15 protein-coding genes and 1 pseudogene are annotated in these 19,785 nt (G+C 49.3%); 8 read left to right on the top strand and 8 right to left on the bottom strand.

The genetic code is table 11. The features are described from left to right. The 6 genes from FHP88_RS13965 to FHP88_RS13940 form a co-directional block, all read right to left on the bottom strand. Entirely contained in the window at positions 1-696 is a 696-nt protein-coding gene (locus tag FHP88_RS13965) for a hypothetical protein (protein ID WP_144359706.1), read from the bottom strand. Between the two features lie 27 nt (positions 697-723). After that, the gene (locus tag FHP88_RS13960; protein ID WP_144359705.1) at positions 724-1,710 is read right to left on the bottom strand and encodes an ABC transporter substrate-binding protein; all 987 of its coding nucleotides are present in this window, start codon (positions 1,708-1,710) and stop codon (positions 724-726) included. A gap of 82 nt (positions 1,711-1,792) precedes the next feature. After that, entirely contained in the window at positions 1,793-4,642 is a 2,850-nt protein-coding gene (locus FHP88_RS13955) for an FAD-binding and (Fe-S)-binding domain-containing protein (protein WP_144359704.1), read from the bottom strand. 135 nt (positions 4,643-4,777) lie between these two features. After that, on the bottom strand, positions 4,778-6,160 hold the full coding sequence (locus tag FHP88_RS13950) for a TRAP transporter large permease subunit (protein ID WP_335341545.1): 1,383 nt from the start codon (positions 6,158-6,160) through the stop codon (positions 4,778-4,780). A gap of 9 nt (positions 6,161-6,169) precedes the next feature. Then, entirely contained in the window at positions 6,170-6,844 is a 675-nt protein-coding gene (locus FHP88_RS13945; RefSeq protein WP_260843316.1) for a TRAP transporter small permease subunit, read from the bottom strand. 83 nt (positions 6,845-6,927) lie between these two features. Next, the gene (locus FHP88_RS13940; RefSeq protein WP_144359702.1) at positions 6,928-8,013 is read right to left on the bottom strand and encodes a TRAP transporter substrate-binding protein; all 1,086 of its coding nucleotides are present in this window, start codon (positions 8,011-8,013) and stop codon (positions 6,928-6,930) included. Between the two features lie 357 nt (positions 8,014-8,370). Here FHP88_RS13940 and FHP88_RS13935 point away from each other — a divergent pair, with 357 nt between their 5' ends. The 7 genes from FHP88_RS13935 to FHP88_RS13905 all read left to right on the top strand — a co-directional run bounded on the left by FHP88_RS13935 (position 8,371) and on the right by FHP88_RS13905 (position 16,736). Further along, positions 8,371-9,114 (top strand): FCD domain-containing protein, encoded by a 744-nt coding sequence (locus FHP88_RS13935; protein WP_144359701.1) that lies wholly within the window; start codon positions 8,371-8,373, stop codon positions 9,112-9,114. 34 nt (positions 9,115-9,148) lie between these two features. Continuing rightward, entirely contained in the window at positions 9,149-9,916 is a 768-nt protein-coding gene (locus FHP88_RS13930) for a (Fe-S)-binding protein (protein ID WP_144359700.1), read from the top strand. Continuing rightward, positions 9,900-11,318 carry a LutB/LldF family L-lactate oxidation iron-sulfur protein gene (locus FHP88_RS13925; protein ID WP_144359699.1) on the top strand — a complete coding sequence of 473 codons (1,419 nt, stop codon included), beginning with the start codon at positions 9,900-9,902 and terminating at the stop codon, positions 11,316-11,318. Before FHP88_RS13930 ends, FHP88_RS13925 begins: the two co-directional genes overlap by 17 nt. Then, positions 11,311-11,967 carry a LutC/YkgG family protein gene (locus FHP88_RS13920; RefSeq protein ID WP_144359698.1) on the top strand — a complete coding sequence of 219 codons (657 nt, stop codon included), beginning with the start codon at positions 11,311-11,313 and terminating at the stop codon, positions 11,965-11,967. The genes FHP88_RS13925 and FHP88_RS13920 overlap by 8 nt, the downstream gene beginning before the upstream one ends. A gap of 20 nt (positions 11,968-11,987) precedes the next feature. Next, the gene (locus FHP88_RS13915; protein ID WP_144359697.1) at positions 11,988-12,488 is read left to right on the top strand and encodes a SprT-like domain-containing protein; all 501 of its coding nucleotides are present in this window, start codon (positions 11,988-11,990) and stop codon (positions 12,486-12,488) included. A 150-nt stretch (positions 12,489-12,638) separates the two neighbouring features. After that, positions 12,639-14,432 carry a GGDEF domain-containing protein gene (locus FHP88_RS13910; protein WP_144359696.1) on the top strand — a complete coding sequence of 598 codons (1,794 nt, stop codon included), beginning with the start codon at positions 12,639-12,641 and terminating at the stop codon, positions 14,430-14,432. Positions 14,433-14,561: 129 nt separating this feature from the next. Further along, entirely contained in the window at positions 14,562-16,736 is a 2,175-nt protein-coding gene (locus FHP88_RS13905; protein ID WP_186297730.1) for a HAMP domain-containing methyl-accepting chemotaxis protein, read from the top strand. A gap of 47 nt (positions 16,737-16,783) precedes the next feature. On the opposite strand, the gene FHP88_RS13900 is transcribed toward FHP88_RS13905, so the two are convergent. Further along, complete coding sequence (locus tag FHP88_RS13900) at positions 16,784-18,415, bottom strand: ABC-F family ATPase (RefSeq protein ID WP_144359694.1); 1,632 nt, start codon at positions 18,413-18,415, stop codon at positions 16,784-16,786. Between the two features lie 394 nt (positions 18,416-18,809). On the opposite strand from FHP88_RS13900, the gene FHP88_RS13895 reads away from it, so the two are divergent. Continuing rightward, the gene (locus FHP88_RS13895; RefSeq protein WP_144359693.1) at positions 18,810-19,541 is read left to right on the top strand and encodes a YebC/PmpR family DNA-binding transcriptional regulator; all 732 of its coding nucleotides are present in this window, start codon (positions 18,810-18,812) and stop codon (positions 19,539-19,541) included. A gap of 6 nt (positions 19,542-19,547) precedes the next feature. Here FHP88_RS13895 and FHP88_RS19565 read toward each other — a convergent pair. After that, positions 19,548-19,718 (bottom strand): annotated as a pseudogene (locus tag FHP88_RS19565) (DUF1415 family protein); the annotation flags it as partial. Positions 19,719-19,785: the final 67 nt, after the last annotated feature.

The following is a 19,785-nucleotide window of genomic DNA, read 5'->3' as shown; positions in this document are numbered from 1 at the left end:
TCAATGACCGCTCTGGTTGTGGGCCATCCTCAGCCTTTTCTGTAAATCATCCAGCGCATAAAGAAGACCACCCAGTTCACCATTACGATTGGATTGGATCAGATCATTTAACTCATTTACTGATGTAGAGCGAACCGCCTGTGCAGCATGCCTTAAAGGCATAACCATGAACAACTGGAGTATCAACAGATAGGCGAATATTAAAATAATACCGAGTATTGCCAACTCTATGGCACGCTTACTCATTTCATCCGTTAAACGAGCCTTCATGAAAGGAAGCGAGATATGAACAACCGCCGTACCAATATGCTCCCCAGCATCTGTCAGGACCTCTTTGCTCATCACAACGGCATCACGCTCACTCAACAGAAAACCGGAACGACCTGATTCTCTCACTTTTTGGAAAAGCACCCGGCTATCTACTGGGTCAATAACTTCAATAGCCGATAGTTCACTCTGTGACATTTCAGAATTGATGGTCGCATTCACCTGCTGCTCATTGATAGACCAGAGTGGTGCCGCGATCTGTTTTGACAGACGACTTGCCGTTGACTCGGCGACGCCTGTCAAGCTTTTGATCAATTCAGCGCGTGCGTCAACATAGTGCAGTGCCAGATACCCAGCCAGAACGCCAAACACGATTAAAGAAACAGACAACACCATGCGCATGCTCATCTTTACAGTGCCTTTACTCATAATATTATTCCTCAGTGTGTTATAGGTTTAGTCAGTTAGGGTACTGAGCATGCTTATCGAATCAGGCAGGACCAATCCATAGCGATTCAACATACTTTTACTAAATAAATAGCGCCCCTGTTCTGCCGTCTTTGGATAGATTTTGGAGGGTTCTGCACCGGTCAGTATCTGTCCGGCGATTGAGCCTGCTAACCGCCCCTGCTCTTCACCACTCAAAACGAGACCACCTGCTGTCTTTCCCTTTCCAACACTGAAATCCCAAAAAGAGAAAAGGGGTATCTTTGAATTTTCCACCGTCCAGCTCATCACCTCATCTGCAGGGATGTTCTTCCCATGTACATCCGTAATGGTGTGATACAAGCCCATTATTATGGCGTCATAACCGTGTTGACGTGCGCGTGAAATCTGTACTTTCCACTCAACCCAACTTTTGATCAGCCGAAGCTTGGCAGACACGCCAAAAACATTGATCCCGATATCACCATCAAAGGCCTCAGTTACGGCCGCTTTGGCGGTTGTTCCGCCATCAAACAGTACAAGTATTTTCTTGGGTCTTGGTTTAAGTATTTTTGCGAGGGATGCAATCGAGCGTTTAAACAGGGGACGCTCCAACACACCGGTAAAATTAATTGGCGCCGTTTCAAAATAACTACGCGGGTTGTTGTTAATACCCAGGTAAACTACCGGCACATTCTCTTTGGCCAGTTTTGGTCCCAGATACTTCAAGGCATTGTCATCACCCAGTATGACAAGCCGAGGACGTTTCTGTTTATAGATCTGCCACGCCTTTTCTGCCTGCGCTGGATGAACCGAAGCGGGCAGCCTTTTAGTATCCATCTGAAAGAAGTCAAGGCTGTATTGATCACCCAGGCTTTCGATGAGCGCCCGCTTATAACTGGCATCCCATGAATACTCCTGATGATAGCTCTCCACTACCAGGATATCCGTTGCAGAGGCCTGTTTAGAAAGCATCAATAAAGAGAGTGACAGCATAAGTGCTGCTATTATTTTCATTGCATCCTCATCTTATGTAATTGTTTTTGATAAACTGCTTTTTAATAACGCGACTGCTCCTTCTTGATTATGATCACTGACATTAGTTTGACTGTTCTGCCGACTTGACTGAGTCAAAACAGCTATCCACTAAATAGACGATGGATTGGTACGAAATACCGGAATGAAGTGACAAACCTATCTCGCAGGTTCTGCTGTTAGAAACGCCCATTTCACAATCACTTGGCAGAGACTCTTTCAGTCGACTGAGTGCTGATGCATTTAACTCAGGCCTGGAAAACCCCTTATCGCCAGCGAAACCACAGCAGCCTTTGTCTTCAGATAAAATAACTTGCTCTGCACACTGCTCTGCTAAATTTAACATTTGATTTGCCAATCCCATCTTGCGACTGGTACAGGTAATGTGCAGGGCTAATGTGTTCTTTCGCGACACGGGGACGAGGTGAGGCAATAGGAACTTATTGATGAAGCCTACCGGCTCGCAGATCTCAATCGGCTTACTGATCTGTTCAATCATCCTGAATGTACAAGGGCTGGTATCACATACCACGGGATATCGTCCCTGCTGACTAGCCTCCCATAGGCATTGCTCAAGCCGTTCAAGGCTTTTATTGGCCTGATCAGGCAACCCTTTACTTTCAAGCGCCATACCACAACAAAGTGAGTCTAGACGCTCTGGGATAATGACCTCAAATCCGGCCTTGCGCATTAACGACAGCATCACCTGGTGTAAATCTTCCTGGTAAGGATCATCCTTGGCCGGCCCCATGGTTCGACTCACGCAACTTGGGAAATAGACCACTGTACCGTTATGTTTTGATAATGAAGAGGCAACAATATTCAGCTTGTTAGCCGCTTTTGGCATTGCAGAATTCCAACTTGGGATACGATCACCCGAGAGACGCCGCAGAAGATTCGAAGACTTTTCCATCACCCGATTTCCCAGCAAATTCTGTGACAAACTTGCCAATTTCAAGCCCACTCTGGTCATTGAGGTTACCTTTGAAAAATTGCCATCAACCCAATTGCCAATCTTCTCTGCACCTGCTCCATTCCGTACGTGGCGAATCTTCTTTGTCAGTTTCCCTGTATCGATACCCACCGGACATTCAATGGCACACAATCCATCAACCGCACAGGTCTCCAGACCTTGATAATCAAAGGCCTCTTCAAACCGCGCCAACCGTTCTGGGTCAGCACCCGATTGTTTAAGCTGTGAGATCTCACGCCAGGAAACGATACGCTGTCGAGGAGTCAGCGTGAGATTTCTTGAAGGGCAGATAGGTTCGCAAAAACCACACTCGATACACTTATCAATCAATGCATCAGCCGGTGGTAGCGGTTTGAGATTTTTCAGATGAATCTCTTCATCTTCATTCAAAATAACGCCCGGATTGAGCAGGTCTTCGGGATCGAACAACCATTTCAAGCGCCACATTAATTGATAAGCATCACTTCCCCACTCCATCTCAACAAAGGGGGCCATGTTTCTTCCTGTGCCGTGCTCGGCCTTCAGTGAACCACCATACTCACCTACGACTAAGTCACACACCTCATCCATTAACCCTTTATAGCGAATAACCTCGGCCTCAGTGCTAAAATCCTGTGTGAATACGAAGTGCAGATTACCTTCCAATGCATGACCGAAGATCAATGCCTCATGGTAATGATATTTTTCAAACAACAGATGCAATCCCCTGACGGCAGCTGCAAGTTCCGGAACGGGGAAAGCAATGTCTTCAATAATGACCGTCGTGCCTGTCGTACGCACCGCGCCGACAGCAGGAAATAACCCTTTGCGGATATTCCACAATGCCTGATAAGCCGCTTTATCAAATGTAAATTCAGCGTCACGAACCAGATCAATTCCTTTCAGTACCTCCTGAATAGATTCGACCGATTGATGTAGGGCAGCCTCATCAGCGGCACGCACATCCACCAGCAGGGCCGCTACTTCATCATCCAGATCATGCAGATAAGCGGGCATATTCGGCTTATCCTGTACCGACCGCAGCGCGGCGCGATCCATTAGCTCAACCGCAGTCACCTCTGTCTGCTTCAGAATGGCCACGGCCTTGCAAGCGATCTCTACTGTAGGAAACAGAATTAACGCAGTAGACTTGCAAGGATGGTCGGCCACAGTACGGTAACCAATCTCAGAAATGAAACCCAGCGTCCCTTCTGACCCGATCATTAGATGCTGCAAAATATCAATCGGATCTTCAAAATCAATCAGGGCATTAAGGCTATAACCTGTTGTATTTTTGAGTCGATATTTATGACGGATACGGTCCGACAAGACACTGTCTTCTCGTGTCTCCTTTGCGAGCGCAAACAGCCCTTCCAGGAGTTTTACGTGACTCTTTCTGAAGGCCTGTATGCTGGCTTCATCAGAAGTATCCAGCACCGATCCATCCGCCAGCACAACCCGCATACTGGCCAGCGTGTTATAGCTGTTTTGAGCTGTACCACAGCACATACCGCTGGCGTTGTTGGCGGCAATCCCCCCAATCTTTGCCGCATTGATAGAGGCAGGATCTGGGCCTATCTTCCGCTGATAAGGCGCCAGGTAATCATTAGCCCAAGCGCCAACCACGCCCGGCTGTAAAAGAATAATTGAAGCATCTTCATTAATATGATGATTGCGCCAGTAATCTCCCGACAACACGAGCAGTACCGAATCACTGATCGCCTGTCCTGAAAGACTGGTGCCAGCCGCCCTGAAGGTGACCGGTGTATGATGCCGATGGCAAGCAGACAGGATCGCGATCATCTCTGCTTCATTGTTGACCTTCACTACCAGTTTTGGAATCAGCCGGTAAAAGCTAGCATCCGTACCATACGCCAGAGTCCTAAGTGGATCATCAATCAATCGATCGCAGGAAATGTATTTCTGAAGATCCTGCTTTAACTGTCTATATCGCTCTGGCATGGGTTACCTGCACCTCACTAAGATCATGAATAGATGTTTGCAACTGATTGTGAGGCGTACAGGGTTAGACTATTTGCACCGTTTTGTCGGGCCAACAATCCATACATCCTGTACGCCGCACTCCAAGCTCAGCCACTATTTGCCATAGGCCACTGATGGTAACCAGGTCACAACATCCGGGAAGAATGCTACGACCAGCAGACCCAGCAACTGCAGAATGATAAAAGGGATAACACCCTTATAGATATCCATGAGCGATATTCCCGGAGGACAAACGCCTTTCAGATAGAACAGGGCAAATCCCACAGGCGGGGTCAAGAAGGATGTTTGCAAAGTCACCGCAACCAACAGTGCAAACCAGACCAGCTCAGGATTATCAACAACACCGTGTCCATCAATATCCAGCCCAAGCCCTTTGATAACCGGCGCTAACAGCGGCAGGATAATCAAGCTGATCTCGATCCAGTCCAGGAAAAAACCGAGCAGGAATACGACCACCAAAATGAAAGCGATAATGCCATAAGGCCCGAACGGCAGACCAGTCAGTGTGGACTCAATCAGCTCATCGCCACCCAGTTCACGCAGCACCAAAGCAAACACCGTGGCGCCCACAAAGATGGCGAAAATATAGGCTGAGGTGTTGAAGGTATTGATCGTCACCTCCTTCATCACCGCCCAGTTCAACTGACGGTAACTGGCAGCCATGACTATCGCCCCCAAGGCACCAATACCACTCGCTTCTGTAACAGTTGCAATACCGGCAAAGATGGAACCGAGTACCGCCAGGATCAATGCAGCGGGTGGCAGAATAGTTTTAAACACCCCCCAGACCACAGTCATGCTGACTGGTTGAACATCCTCAGCAAGAGGTGCCGATGCGGGTTTAAAGAAAGAGAAGCCAAGAATATAGAGAATATAGAAGACACCCAGAATGATCCCGGGGAAGACAGCACCCATGAACAGATCACCCACAGAGAGCCCCATCTGATCACCCATGATCACCAGCATAATACTGGGTGGAATCAGAATACCCAGGCAACCGGCACCGGCTACTGTACCCAATGCCAGGGTTTTACTGTATTTCTGGCGCATCATCACAGGCAGTGACATGACACCCAATAAAACCACTGAGGCACCAATAATGCCGGTTGATGCGGCGAGGATAATACCGATCAGCGTAACAGAGATGGCCAAACCACCGCGCACCCGACCAAACAGGCCCTGCATGGCATGCATCATGCGTTCGGCAACACCCGACTTATCCAACATCAAACCCATAAAGATAAACATAGGCAAGGCAACCAGTACCCAGTTATCCATGATGCCGAATATTCGCCCCACGGCGAGTCCCAGGGTGGAGTAATCCAGCCCCGTCATGGTATCAAGATGGGCATCAGCCAGATAACCGATACCTGCAAAGGCCACACCCACACCGGCCAAGGCCCAGGCAACGGGGAACCCAGTGAATAGCAGCGCGATGAAACTGACGAACATCGCAATAACAAGGATCTCATTCATCTCCACGGTTCAGCCCTCCCCATGTTTATCGGTAGTACGGGTTACGTCATCGCTCTGTTCCTGGACACGAAACAGGTGACGCAACATGGAGACGCGCCCCGGATAGGGCTCTTCCGGCTCACGGGCCAGATGCAACAACAACGTAATCTCGCGGATCAGGCGCGCAATAGCGGCGATGAACAGCAGTGCAAAGCTGATCGGAATGACCGACTTGACCACCCAGCGGTAAGGCATCCCGGTAGGGTTTTGGGAACTCTCTCCGATCTGGTAGGAGTAGTAGACCCACTCCACGCTGTGCAGAAAGATAACCACGATGAATGGCAGCAGTAGAAACATCAGGCCGAAGATTTCCCACCGATGCTGGGCGGTACGGGAGAGGTTCATGTGCACGATATCCACACGAATGTGGGAATCGTTAGTAATGGCGAAACTGAGGCCAAACATGAAACCAACGGCGTAGATGTGCCAGATCAGTTCTTCAAGATAAACCTGTCCGTTATTGAAGCCGTAACGCAGCACGACCTGCACCAGGATAATGCCGATCAGTAGCACGTTGCTCCATGCCATCACCTGGCCGATACGTTGCACGAATCCGTTCAGAGCATCGACGATAGGGATGCGGTATTCCAGATCGTTGGGTTGATTCATCTCTCGCCTCGATACTGTGTTAGATAAACCTGCCAAAGCTCAATCAATGGGCTATACGACAAAAGGCAGGTGCAAAAAAAGAGGGATCCCTCGCAGGGACCCCTCCTCCAGTCGCTTGTTTACTTCTCGCGAACCGTTCCTGGACGTGGCAGGAATGCCCACTTGTTCCAGACAGCATAACCATCACGGAACTGCTGCAGGTTATCCCAGATCGCTTTAAACTCTGGATCTTTACCAGACTCTTCAGCCACCACCTCAGACCACTTGCCCCGGAATGCATCCAGGATCTCTGCGGACCAATAGCGGTTCTCGACACCGTTCTTTTCCAGATTCTCTTTCATCTGTGGGAACTGGATCGCTTCGCCCAGCGCCAGGCCGTCCAGCATGGCCGCCTGACAGCTCATCTCAACCAGGCTCTGCTGGCTCTTCGCCATGCCTTTCCAGGTATCACCGTTAACGATCAGCTCAAACAGGGTTGCCGGCTGGTGCCAACCGGGGTAATAGTTGAATTTCAGGATCTTGTGGAAGCCGAGCAGCTTGTCGATGGCAGGCATGGAAAATTCGGTGGCATCGATGGCACCCTTCTCCAGCGCTGGGAAGATTTCGCTAGAGGGCAGCAAACTGGTAGAGACACCCATCTTTTCCATGACCAGTGCGCCCAGACCGAAGAAGCGCATGCGCACACCTTGCAAATCCTCTGGCTTATCGATCGGCTTGCTGAACCAGCCGGAGGTTTCAGGGGCGATAATGCCACAAGGAATGGCGTGTACATTCAGCCCTTTCTTGTCATACATCTCCTGCCACAACTTGCGTCCTTCACCATAATAGATCCAGGCGAGAAACTCAGGCGCATCGGGGCCGAAGGGCACTGCCGAGAAGATACCTGCCTTGTTACCCAATACACCGGTGTTGTAGCCGGGAGTGGTATAGCCAGCATTGACTTTACCGCTGGCTACGGACTCAAGAATCTCTTTGGGTGGAATCAATTTACCAGGCTCATAAACCTTGATTTTAACGCTACCGCCACTGGCTTCATTCAGATTCTCCGCCAACCATTTAGGCGTACTACCCAGACCAGTCAGGTGGGTACCAAAATAGACAGGCACTTTTAAAAGCGTTTTCTTCTCTGCTGAGAGTGCAGCACCGCTGGATACGGTTAGTGCCAGTGCTACAGCAGAAACTAAAGCAGTTAATTTTCGATTCATCGTTTTTTTCACTCCAATGGTGGAACAGAGTGACAACCCGCATATCAACCACCTTCTTTCTGGCTTTACCTCACTCAGATCAAAAATCCTGAGGCGGTTTGACTGGGTCATCCTGTGCACCTGCCAACTGGTTAATTGGTCAGGCCAATTTAGTTTTAACCCATGTCATTTGTAATGTCAAACATTCAAATTTACAGAAAATAAGCGCTTTTACACCCTATATATAGGTCATCTATAGCGCTCTTTTCAGTTGAATTTTGGTAAAATAGGGGCCTAGGACTTCTCTTTTTTCACAAATCGAACTAAACTCGGAGACAATTGGTCTTACCAGTTGTTGAGGGTATTTGAGACTACACGATGAAGCAGCAACGACTTTCTGACCAAATTGCAGAAAAACTGGAGGCGATGATTGCCAATGGCAACCTCTTGCCGGGGGAGAAACTCCCAGCCGAACGGGAACTGGCCCACCGACTGGAGGTATCACGCCCGTCACTGCGTGAGGCCATCCAGAAGATGAACAGCAAAGGTCTATTGACCACCCGTCATGGCGGCGGCACCTATGTGTGCGAAGAATCCTTGGAGCCCTCATTCGTCTCTCCATTGATCTCACTACTGAGTGATATGCCGGAATCACGCTATGACGTTTTAGAGATTCGACACGCACTGGAAGGTACGGCGGCTTATTACGCGGCCTTGCGCAGTACAAGTGAGGATAAAGAGAAGATAAAACGCTGTTTCGAGGTGATGATTAATAACCACGGCAGCCCCGATCCGATGGATGAAGCCAGAGCCGATGCGGCATTCCATCTATCGATTGTAGAAGCATCACACAATGTGGTGCTACTGCATGTCATGCGGGGATTGTTTACCTTGCTTCAAAGCAGTATCTCGCACAACCTGGACAAGCTCTATACCCTACCCCGGGTATTTGAGCCGCTGAGCAACCAGCATGAGCGGCTGATGAATGCCACCATAGAAGGTGATGCGGAACGAGCCAGGCAGGCCGCACAAGAACATTTGGTTTTTGTGGAAGAGTCGTTACAACAGATAGATCGTGAAGAGGTGCGCAAACAACGCGCACTGCGCGGATTAACCGCCTAAATAACTGTTTAAAATCTTAACTTCAGGAGTCACCATGTCTCTGGTAAAGCACTACCCGGATAAACCGCAAAAGGTTTATTTCTTTGGCACCTGCCTGATCGATATGCTCTATCCCGAGGCAGGTCTTGCCGGCATGCAACTACTGAAACGCGAAGGCATCCAGGTAATCTTTCCACAAAACCAGACCTGCTGTGGCCAACCGGCCTGGAACTCTGGCTATCGTGACGAAACGCCCGCCGTGGTAATGAACCAAGTGCGCAGTTTCCCCAAAGACTATCCTATTGTGGTTCCCTCCGGCTCCTGTGCCGGCATGATGCGCCACCACTATCCAGAAGTGTTTAAAGACAAACCTGAATCTGACTTGGTCAATGCTTTTTCTGAACGAGTTTTTGAACTGACCGAATTTCTAGTGCATGTACTGAAGATCGAATTGAAGGACCTCGGCGCCCCTACCAAAGTTGCTCTACACACATCTTGTTCTGCGCGACGCGAAATGGGCGTTGCAGACGAACATGAATCACTACTCAGACAGCTGGGCAATGTGCAACTCGTTGAACAGGTACGTAAGGCCGAGTGCTGTGGATTTGGCGGTACCTTTGCAGTCAAGCATCCTGACATATCGGCTGCCATGGTGGCCGACAAGGCACAAGCCATCACCGAAACCGGCGCCGAACAACTGGTCAGTGGCGATTGCGGCTGCCTGATGAACATCACCGGACATATGGAACACAAAGGCATCGGCCCAAAAGGTCAACACATTGCCAGTTTCCTTTGGGAGCGTACCCATGCATCAGACAGCTGAGTTTCACAAACGCGTAAAGGATGCGCTGAATAATTCACAACTGCGTAGCAACTTCCGTGTCGCCATGGATGGGCTGATGGAGAAGCGCAGTAACGCCTTCCCTGACAAGCAATTTCTTGAGGAATTGCGAATCACTGGCTCAAAGCTTCGCGCCAATGCCTTGGTCAAGCAAGCCGATCTGTTGGAACAACTTGAGGCAAACTGCACACGCAATGGCATCAAGGTCCACTGGGCTGAAACCATCGAAGAGGCCAACCATATCGTCCTCGGCATCATGGACAGCCACAATGCCACGCGCATGATCAAAGGCAAATCCATGGTCTCTGAAGAGATGGAACTGAACCATTTTCTGGAAGCACATGGCAAAGAGTGTGTGGAATCTGACTTGGGTGAATACATTATTCAGCTCGACCATGAGACGCCCTCTCACATCATTGCGCCGGCCATCCACAAAAGTAAGCAAGAGATCGCTAAACTGTTTCAGTCCAAACATCCAGACATTCCGTATAGCGAAGACATTGAGACCATGACCCGCAGCGCACGGCAGATTTTGCGCAGTAAATTTTATGATGCCGAGATCGGTCTTTCCGGTGTCAACTTTGCCGTGGCCGAAACCGGCACTATTTGCCTGGTGGAAAACGAAGGCAATGGCCGCATGTGTACCACGGCACCACCCGTGCATATTGCCGTGACCGGCATCGAAAAGGTTCTGGAAAAACTTGAGGATGTCCCTCCCCTGCTGAAACTGCTTACACGCTCTGCCAGTGGTCAGCACATTTCTACCTACTTCAACATGATCACCTCGCCACGCAAGCCCGGTGAAAAAGATGGTCCCAAAGAGGTCCATCTGGTGCTGCTGGATAACCAACGCTCCAAGATCTATGAGGACGAAGAACTTTTCGACAGCTTGCGCTGTATTCGTTGCGGGGCCTGCATGAACCACTGCCCGGTCTACACCAAGATTGGTGGACACGCCTATGGCTCACTGATCCCCGGCCCGATTGGCTCGGTCATTGAGCCACAGAAGTTTGGTCTGGATAAGTTTGGCATTCTGCCAACCAACTCAACACTCTGTGGTGCCTGCGGCGAAGTATGTCCGGTCAAGATACCTTTACCAAAACTGTTACATCGATTGCGCTACGAACAAGTCAGGAATGACCACACCGGAGCTACCAATGGACAAGGTTCCCGCCGCTCAGCAAAAGAGGCGATGATCTGGAAACTCTGGAGTTGGGCACATGCCAGACCCGCAGTCTACCGTACCGGCACTAAAGTGGCCGCGCTGTTCCGTGGATTAATGCCGAACAAGATGGGCCCGTGGACACGTGTGCGCACCGCACCCAAGATCGCACCAAAATCGTTACATGAACTCGCCCGTGAAGAGGGTTTTGACAATGAGTAATGCACGCGCAAACATTCTTGCCAGACTGCGAGCCCGCACGGCCGAGAAGACACCCGTTGACCTGGATCGCGGCTTTGAATCCCCTGACTGGAGCAAAGAAGAGCGCATCGAACATTTTTGCAAAGCGATGCGTTCCGTGAAAACTGAAGTACACCTGGTCAGCGCCACGGATTGGGCGAACAAACTGGCTGAGCTGGCAAAAGCGAAAGCGTTTAAGAATCTACTCTATGCACCCGCCGGACCCTTGGCAACGCAGATCGAAGCAGCCTGGAAAAAAGATTCTGAATTACCTGTGTTAGTGACGCGTGAAGTCGATGTGGACGGATGGAAAGAGGAGCTGTTCTTCGATATTGATGCCGCGATCACCTCAACCCGTAGCGGCATTGCAGAAGTGGGTGCCATGATCCTCTGGCCAACACCTGAAGAACCCCGTACCTTCTCGCTGGTACCACCTGTACACATCGCTGTTGTTGAAGCCGACAAACTGCACAACACCTTCTCTGACGCTATCATCAACGAGAAGTGGTATGAAGGGATGCCCACCAATTCACTACTTATCTCTGGTCCCTCTAAATCAGCCGATATTGAACAGACGCTGGCCTATGGTGTGCATGGACCGGTAGAATTGATTGTATTGTTGATCCAGTAAGCGAGACGCAACGACCTCGAATGTTTGAAACCGCGTTACAAAAAGAAGTTGAACAACTCACCCTTCAGTTGCTCAAAAGCGCCGGCGAACACTATGGCAAAGACCCCGGTAAGGTCGAACTAAAATTTGATCTTACCGGCAAAGCCGCTGGCATGGCGCTCTTTCCACGCCGCGCCAAACCTATTATTCGCCTTAATGCCTTACTGCTGATAGAGAACCAGGAAGATTTTCTTAAACGCACCGTACCGCATGAAGTGGCCCACATCATTGCACGGGGTTTTTTCGGTAAGCGTATAAAACCTCATGGCGCGGAGTGGCGAGAAGTCATGCAACTGTTCGGCGCCGAGGCCTCGCGCTGTCATAGCTATGATGTAAGCCGATCAACCCGACGCACACTAAAACGCTTTTCATATCACTGTGAATGCCGAACCCATCAGTTAAGTAGCATTCGACATAACCGCGCACTAAACGGCCAGTGTTATGTTTGTGTCCATTGCAAGAAACAGCTTGCTCATAAATAACACAACCACACGCATCAAGCTGATCGTCTATTACGTTTAAAACACCCACGCTTACTCGATCGATCTTTGAACTGACACTTTTCACATTTTTGTAATACCCATGCCTTAATCTTGCGCGGTCACTCGACTTGCACCACAAAGGTTACAGCCATGAAGATGCCTCTCTCACTGGAAGACTCTCTGAATAGGATTATTCAAGAACGTTCACTTACCGTCCTGTTTCAACCGATAGTCAGTAACAAACTCCGTGCTATATATGGCTATGAAGCGCTCATAAGAGGCCCTTCAAACACTCCCCTTCACTCCCCGGTGACCCTGTTCGAGACAGCCGCAAGTTGTGGGCGTCTGGTCGAATTGGAGATGCTCTGCCGAGAAGTCGCAATCAAGCAGTTCCTGCGATTAAATCTGCCGGAAAAGCTGTTTCTTAATACCAGTCCTGAAAGTCTTGCACAGCCCGGTTATCCAACCGGTTGTACTCTGGATATTGCAGAACAGGCTGGATTAAAACCTGAACGTGTCGTGATCGAGTTGACCGAACAGTATCCGACACAAAATTATGATGTCATAAGGGATGCCAAAAATCACTTTAAGGAGATGGGATTTGAGATTGCTATTGATGATCTCGGTGCCGGCTATGCCGGATTGAGAATGTGGTCGGAACTGCGGCCCGATTATGTCAAGATCGATCGCCATTTCATGCAGGACATTCACGAGGATAACGTCAAACAGGAGTTTGTCCGATCGATTTTAAATATTGCCCGCGGACTCAATTGTCGGGTCATCGGCGAAGGGGTTGAAACAATCGAGGAATATCGTTGCGTCACTAAAATGGGCATAGACTATATTCAAGGTTACTATTTTGCGCGCCCAACCAATATACCGATAGTACGCATTCCAAAAAACAGCTTTGCTTATCTGGCCCCTGATGAAAAAAAGCCGTTTGGTCGCAGTTACTTTTCCAAGACCATTGCAGACTTGCTACAAAGAACACCTGGCATCCCCTCCAGCACCACCGTGGATGAGTGCGCACAGATATTTCACATGGCCCCACAACTCGACAGCCTACCCATTGTTGACGGTGACATGCCGATAGGCCTGGCCAGAAAGAACACCCTGACGAGCCTTCTATTAACCCGTTTTGGACGTGAACTGCATGGAAAAAAAGCCATCTCCCGATTTATAGAAAACGAAGCGCTCATGCTTGAGTCAAATCTCCCTATAGAAGAAGCAAGCAGACGTGTCAGTGAACAGATGAAACAGGACAAGGCCCTTGATTTTATTATCTTAGAGAACGGATGCTATAAAGGTATGGGATCAGCTACTGATCTATTGACTGTCATTACCGAAATGCAGGTGCGCAGCGCCCGTTATGCCAACCCGCTAACTTTGCTGCCCGGTAATGTCCCAATATACGAAGAAGTAGACTATCTGCTCAGAGAAAAGCAAGAGTTTGTTGTCTGCTATTGTGATCTGGACAGCTTCAAGCCGTTTAATGACAAATACGGTTACGAGAAAGGCGATCAAGTCATTAAGGATCTGGCTGAAATCCTTAAAGCCAATGTTCCTGAAGAACATGATTTTGTCGGCCACATTGGTGGCGATGACTTTATTCTCATTTTACTAAGTGAAGACTGGCGGGATCGTTGCAAGAACATTCTTGCTCATTTTAAAAAAAATGTAGCCCGCTACTACACTCGCGAAGATATCAACCAGGGCGGCATCTGGTCTCAAGATAGAGCGGGGAAATACCGCTTCTTCCCCCTGTTAACACTCTCTATAGGCTGCGCCATTCCAGACCCCTATCGCTGCAAAAGCCATCATGATATCGCCGCACTAGCCACGGGCGCCAAGCACGAGGCAAAGCGTATTTCAGGCAATAGTCTATTTGTAGAGCGTCGACGTGTGCCCCTGAAATCCTTCGATAAAAACGAAGCAGTCGCCTAGCATCTGGCCCTTGTATTGGTATTGAAAACCAGTGCCTGTAAGAAAAACATGACCCAAGGGTCATCTACAGGTAATGACAATAGGCTAAAGCTGTACTCAATTTTATTAAACAATGTTTTTGGATTTGACATGAATATACTCAACAACCTGACCTTGCGCTTCCGATTGACCGCCGGCTTAACGGCCATCGTTGCCCTAATGGCCATTGTAGTGGTGATCAATCTGATCCAGATCAACCGGAACAATGAGTTAACAACCAAGATGGTCGACACCCAAGCCCCTCTGGTCCAGGAGAGCCTTAAACTAAAATCCGGCATTGATGCATCACTTGCAGCGCTGCGCGGGTGGATGGTACTCAATGATCCCAAGTTTCGTGAAACACGAAAACAGATCATTGAATTGGAGATCATGCCCGCACTCACACAGTTGGACGCACTCTCAACAGCGACCGACCCTGAAGCATCAGAACTGCTGCTTGGCATTAGCCAGGAGCTTGAAAATCTGATGGGCATACTTAAACGTATAGAGGATATCAGCCACACACCTGATAATATTCCAGCCCAAAGCCTCTTCACCGATAAGGCTGAACCACTGGCTGAAATCATGTCCAGTAAAATCGCCAAACTGATTGACCTGGAAAAGTATGAGCCTTCTGACAACCTGCGGAAGCAGGTACTGGTCAATATGGCTGAAGTCCAAGGCACATTGGGATTGACCATTGCAAACATACGCGCTTTTCTGCTAACCGGCGACCAGAAATTCAGTAACAAAGTAGACGTGTACTGGCTGCGCAACAATACCCGTTTCCAGGAGTTGGGTATGGCGGACACCCTGTTCAATGCAGAGCAGTTGGATGAATGGAAGGCCTATGTAAAGGCCCATCGTGCCTTCCGGAAGCTACCGGATGAGATTATCGAATTGCGTCAGCAGGATGACTGGAATCTGGCGAATGACTGGTTGGCCAATCAGGCGCTGCCAGCACAAGAGAAGCTGGAATCACTGTTATTGGAGCTATCAAATAAACAGGAAGGACTTCAGCAACTGGGCGCCACCCGGATAAAGGAGAACAGCCAAGAGATGATAACCACCAACTGGATTTTGCTCGGTATTGGTGCGCTCCTAGCACTGATTGTCGGCATGTCCGTTACGCGCAGTGTACTTGGCTCAATACGCCATTTGTCTGAGACTATTATGAAGGTAGAAGAAACAGGCATCCTCTATCTACGCGCATCAGTTCAAAGCAAGGATGACATTGGTTCCGCGGGTCAGGCCTTTAACAATCTGCTCACTTCCTGGCACCAGGTGATTGCCTCGGTCAATGAATTTATAGATCACCTCGTCAGCGAGGTTTCTCATTCATTGGACTCTAACCAGAAAACACTCACGACGATGCGAGAGCAACGGCAAAAGACCAAATCCATTGCCAATGCACTTTCCGACTTGCAAAATAATATTAATCAGGTGGCTCAAAATGCCGAACAGGCAGCCTCGATCAGTGACCAGGCCGATAACGAAGCAAGGCAAAGTGTCCGCATAGTAGAAGAGACCCGTCAGGTCGTCAGCGCATTATCCAGCGAACTCCAGAATGCCCACCATGAGGTTGATAAATTGGCACAAGACAGTGCTGAGATCGAAAACATACTCAAGGTCATTCAGGAAATCGCCAAGCAGACCAATCTTCTGGCCCTGAATGCCGCGATAGAGGCCGCCCGAGCGGGAGAAGTCGGTCGTGGATTCGCCGTGGTCGCTGATGAGGTACGCACGCTTTCACAGCGCACGCACGACTCCGTATTTCAGGTACAAACCACCATAGACAAGATACAGAGCCGTATCGTTTCGGTAGTGGGTTCAATAGATCGCAGCCACAACTGCATGGAGTCCACCGTTGAGCAGACAGGTGCCACCGAAGCCTCTCTTAAGCGTATTGCCAAGGGTATTACCACGCTATCCACCATGAACAGTGAAATCCTTGAGGCCGTTACCCATCAGCAAAGCGTCACCACACATATCAACAGCAATGCCCTGGATATTTCAGATTTTGCGGATCAGACTTTTGAGCAGGCCGAGCAGGCTGTGCAAGCGGGCGAAGGTCTCTCAAATCTTTCAATCGAACTGAAAAATCTGATCCTTAAATTCCAATTGCAAGAAACAGACCTGGAAGGCGCTCAGCAATCACTGATTACCCCGGCAACTGAAACGGATATCAGAGAGACATGTGAAACCATCAGTTTGCACAACGAACCTCAGGCCACTGAATATAAAATTCAGGATGAAGAACCTGAACCGCTGCGACTATCTGCTTGAGTTTTTCACAACCAAACCCTAATTGACCTGGCTGACTTATCAACATTTCAGCTTTTGCTGGCCCGATCTGGACGAGGTGGATTAAGCTCTTCAATCCCCTGACTACGCAGATACTCGTCATAGGTGCCCTTGAAATCAATCACACGATCCGCCTTGATCTCCAGAACTCTTGTCGCCAGTGAAGAGATAAACTCCCGATCATGGCTGATAAAGAACAGCGTACCGGGATAGTTTTCCAGCGCCAGATTGAGCGCTTCAATCGACTCCATATCCAGATGATTGGTCGGCTCATCCATCAACATGATATTGGGTTGCTGAAGCATCAGTTTACCGAATAGCATACGGCCCTGCTCTCCACCGGAGATCACCTTAACAGACTTGTTGATGTCATTTTGTGAAAACAGCAGACGCCCCAGGGTGCCACGAATCACCTGCTCATCATCTTTCTCCTGGCCCCACTGCTCCATCCAGGAGTAGAGATCCCGGTCCAGTTCAAAGTCAGCGGCATGATCTTGTGCAAAATAGCCAATATTGCAGTTACCTGACCACTTCACTTCACCGCTGTCCGCTTCCAGATCGCCCACCAGGGTACGCATCAAGGTTGTTTTACCAATACCATTCGCACCAATAATCGCCACCCGTTCGCCCACTTCAATTTGCAGATCGAGTTTCTTAAACAGTGGTTCCGCATCATAACCCTTGGTCAATCCTTCAACCTCAAGCGCCAAACGATAAAGTTTTTTAGTTTGGTTGAAACGAATAAAGGGACTGACACGGCTCGACGCCTTCACCTCATCCAGTTGAATCTTCTCTATCTGACGCGCACGCGAGGTGGCCTGTTTGGCCTTGGACGCATTGGCACTGAAGCGACTAACGAAGGTTTGAAGCTCGGCAATCTGTGCCTTCTTCTTGGCATTGCCAGATAGGAGACGTTCACGCGCCTGTGTTGCGGCAGTCATGTACTCGTCGTAATTACCGGGATAGATGCGCAACTCACCGTAATCCAGATCCGCCATGTGGGTGCAGACACTGTTCAGGAAATGGCGATCATGCGAGATGATAATCATCGTGCTGGAACGTTGATTCAACACCCCTTCCAACCAGCGGATGGTATTGATATCCAGGTTGTTGGTTGGCTCATCCAGTAGCAGAATATCGGGATTAGCAAACAGGGCCTGCGCCAACAACACCCGCAGCTTCCAGCCTGGCGCCACTTCACTCATCAAGCCAAAGTGCTGGGATTCCGGAATATCCAACCCCAGCAGCAGCTCGCCTGCACGTGCCTCGGCACTGTAGCCATCCAGCTCGGCGAATTCCACTTCTAGCTCAGCAACCTTCATACCGTCATCTTCGCTCATATCCGGCAATGAGTAGATACGATCACGCTCTCGCTTGACCTCCCAGAGTCGGTCATAACCCATGATGACGGTATCGATAACGGTAAACGTTTCGAAGGCAAACTGATCCTGACGCAGTTTACCCACCCGCTCGTTGCTATCTACTTTCACGTGACCGGCTGACGGCTCCAGGTCGCCCCCAAGAATCTTCATCAGGGTCGACTTGCCACACCCGTTGGCACCGATAAGGCCAAAGCGGTGGCCATTGCCAAACTTGGCCGAGATATTCTCAAACAACGGTTTGGCACCAAATTGCATGGTGATATTTGCGGTAATAATCACATCAAATTCCGATCAGCAGGGCCATCGAACAACCCACAAGTCATTCAATGAAATACAAAAAGAGAGTGTCGACGCCGTATAAGGGCATCCGACCAACACATAATCCGGGTTAAAGACCACAGACAGGCCGTCTGGGTCCAGACGTGCAGATTTACAGCCTATTCAAAATCGTGCGTATGTTAGAGAAAAGCACCCCATTGATCAAGCAAGAGAGTCCTCAGCCAGGATAACATCCGCCCTACATACCCTTTTATTCCCTAACACTGGTTTTCTGCATGCGGGAAGTCACTCCGCCAATACGTTGGACTCCGGGCAAATAAGACTAAAAGGTTCCCTGAATAAAAACATCCCTGTAAAATTCCCCTTTTAAATTTTTCTGCGGAGCAGCAGCACAATGGGCAGAGCCTATCAGAATCGCAAAGTGTCCATGGCTAAGACAGCTGACGCCAAAGCGAAGGTCTACAGTAAATACGGTCGTGAGATTTATGTCACTGCAAAGACCGGTGGTCTTGATCCAGCGGGTAATCTTGCACTCCGCGGGCTGATCGATCGCGCCAAGAAAGACCAAGTCCCTTCACATGTGATCGAAAAAGCCATCGACAAGGCCAAAGGCAGTGGCGGTGAAGACTTTTCACCTGCTCGATATGAGGGCTTCGGGCCCGGCGGCTGTATGGTGATGATTGACTGCCTGACCGATAACCCCAACCGTACCTTTGGTGATGTCCGCCAGTGCTTTACCAAGACAAAGTGCAAAATTGGTAACCAGGGCAGCGTCAGCCACATGTTTGACCACGCTGCGATTCTGGCCTTTGCGCATGATGATGAAGATGCCGTTCTGGAAGCCCTGCTCGGTGCCGATGTCGACGTAACTGACATTGAAAGTGACGGCGGAAAGATCACCCTCTTCGCACCCCACACTGAATACTTTAAAGCCAAGCAGGCCTTGATTGATGCCTTTGGTGAAATCGATTTTGATGTGGATGAAATTCAGTTCCTACCACAAGGCAGCACGCCGATTACCTCTGATGATGATATAGAAATGTTCAACAAGTTTATCGATATGCTAAATGACCTGGATGATGTTCAGAACATCTATCACGATGCTGAGATTGAATCGGAAGAGTAAGTCGACTCAATATTGAATCCCCTCATCAAAACAGGCCTGCAGTAACGCCTGCATCTTATCCCGACCGATTTTTTCCAGCAGCGCAATATTGCGCGCTGGAATACGGTCATGGCGACAACTCTCTTCCCATATCAAATGCAGTATGGGATAGGGCGACCTATTGATGATATTTGAAGAAGTATCACCGTTGTTTCTATTTTCCTTATTCGTGTGTTCTTCTCAAAAATGTTCAATCTTTCTGTTG

The organism is Sedimenticola selenatireducens (genome assembly GCF_007625115.1).
In the GTDB taxonomy this organism is placed as follows: Bacteria; Pseudomonadota; Gammaproteobacteria; order Chromatiales; family Chromatiaceae; genus Sedimenticola; species Sedimenticola selenatireducens_A.
Note: the sequence above shows the minus strand (reverse complement) of the source record. Positions and strands in the feature narration are given on the sequence as shown.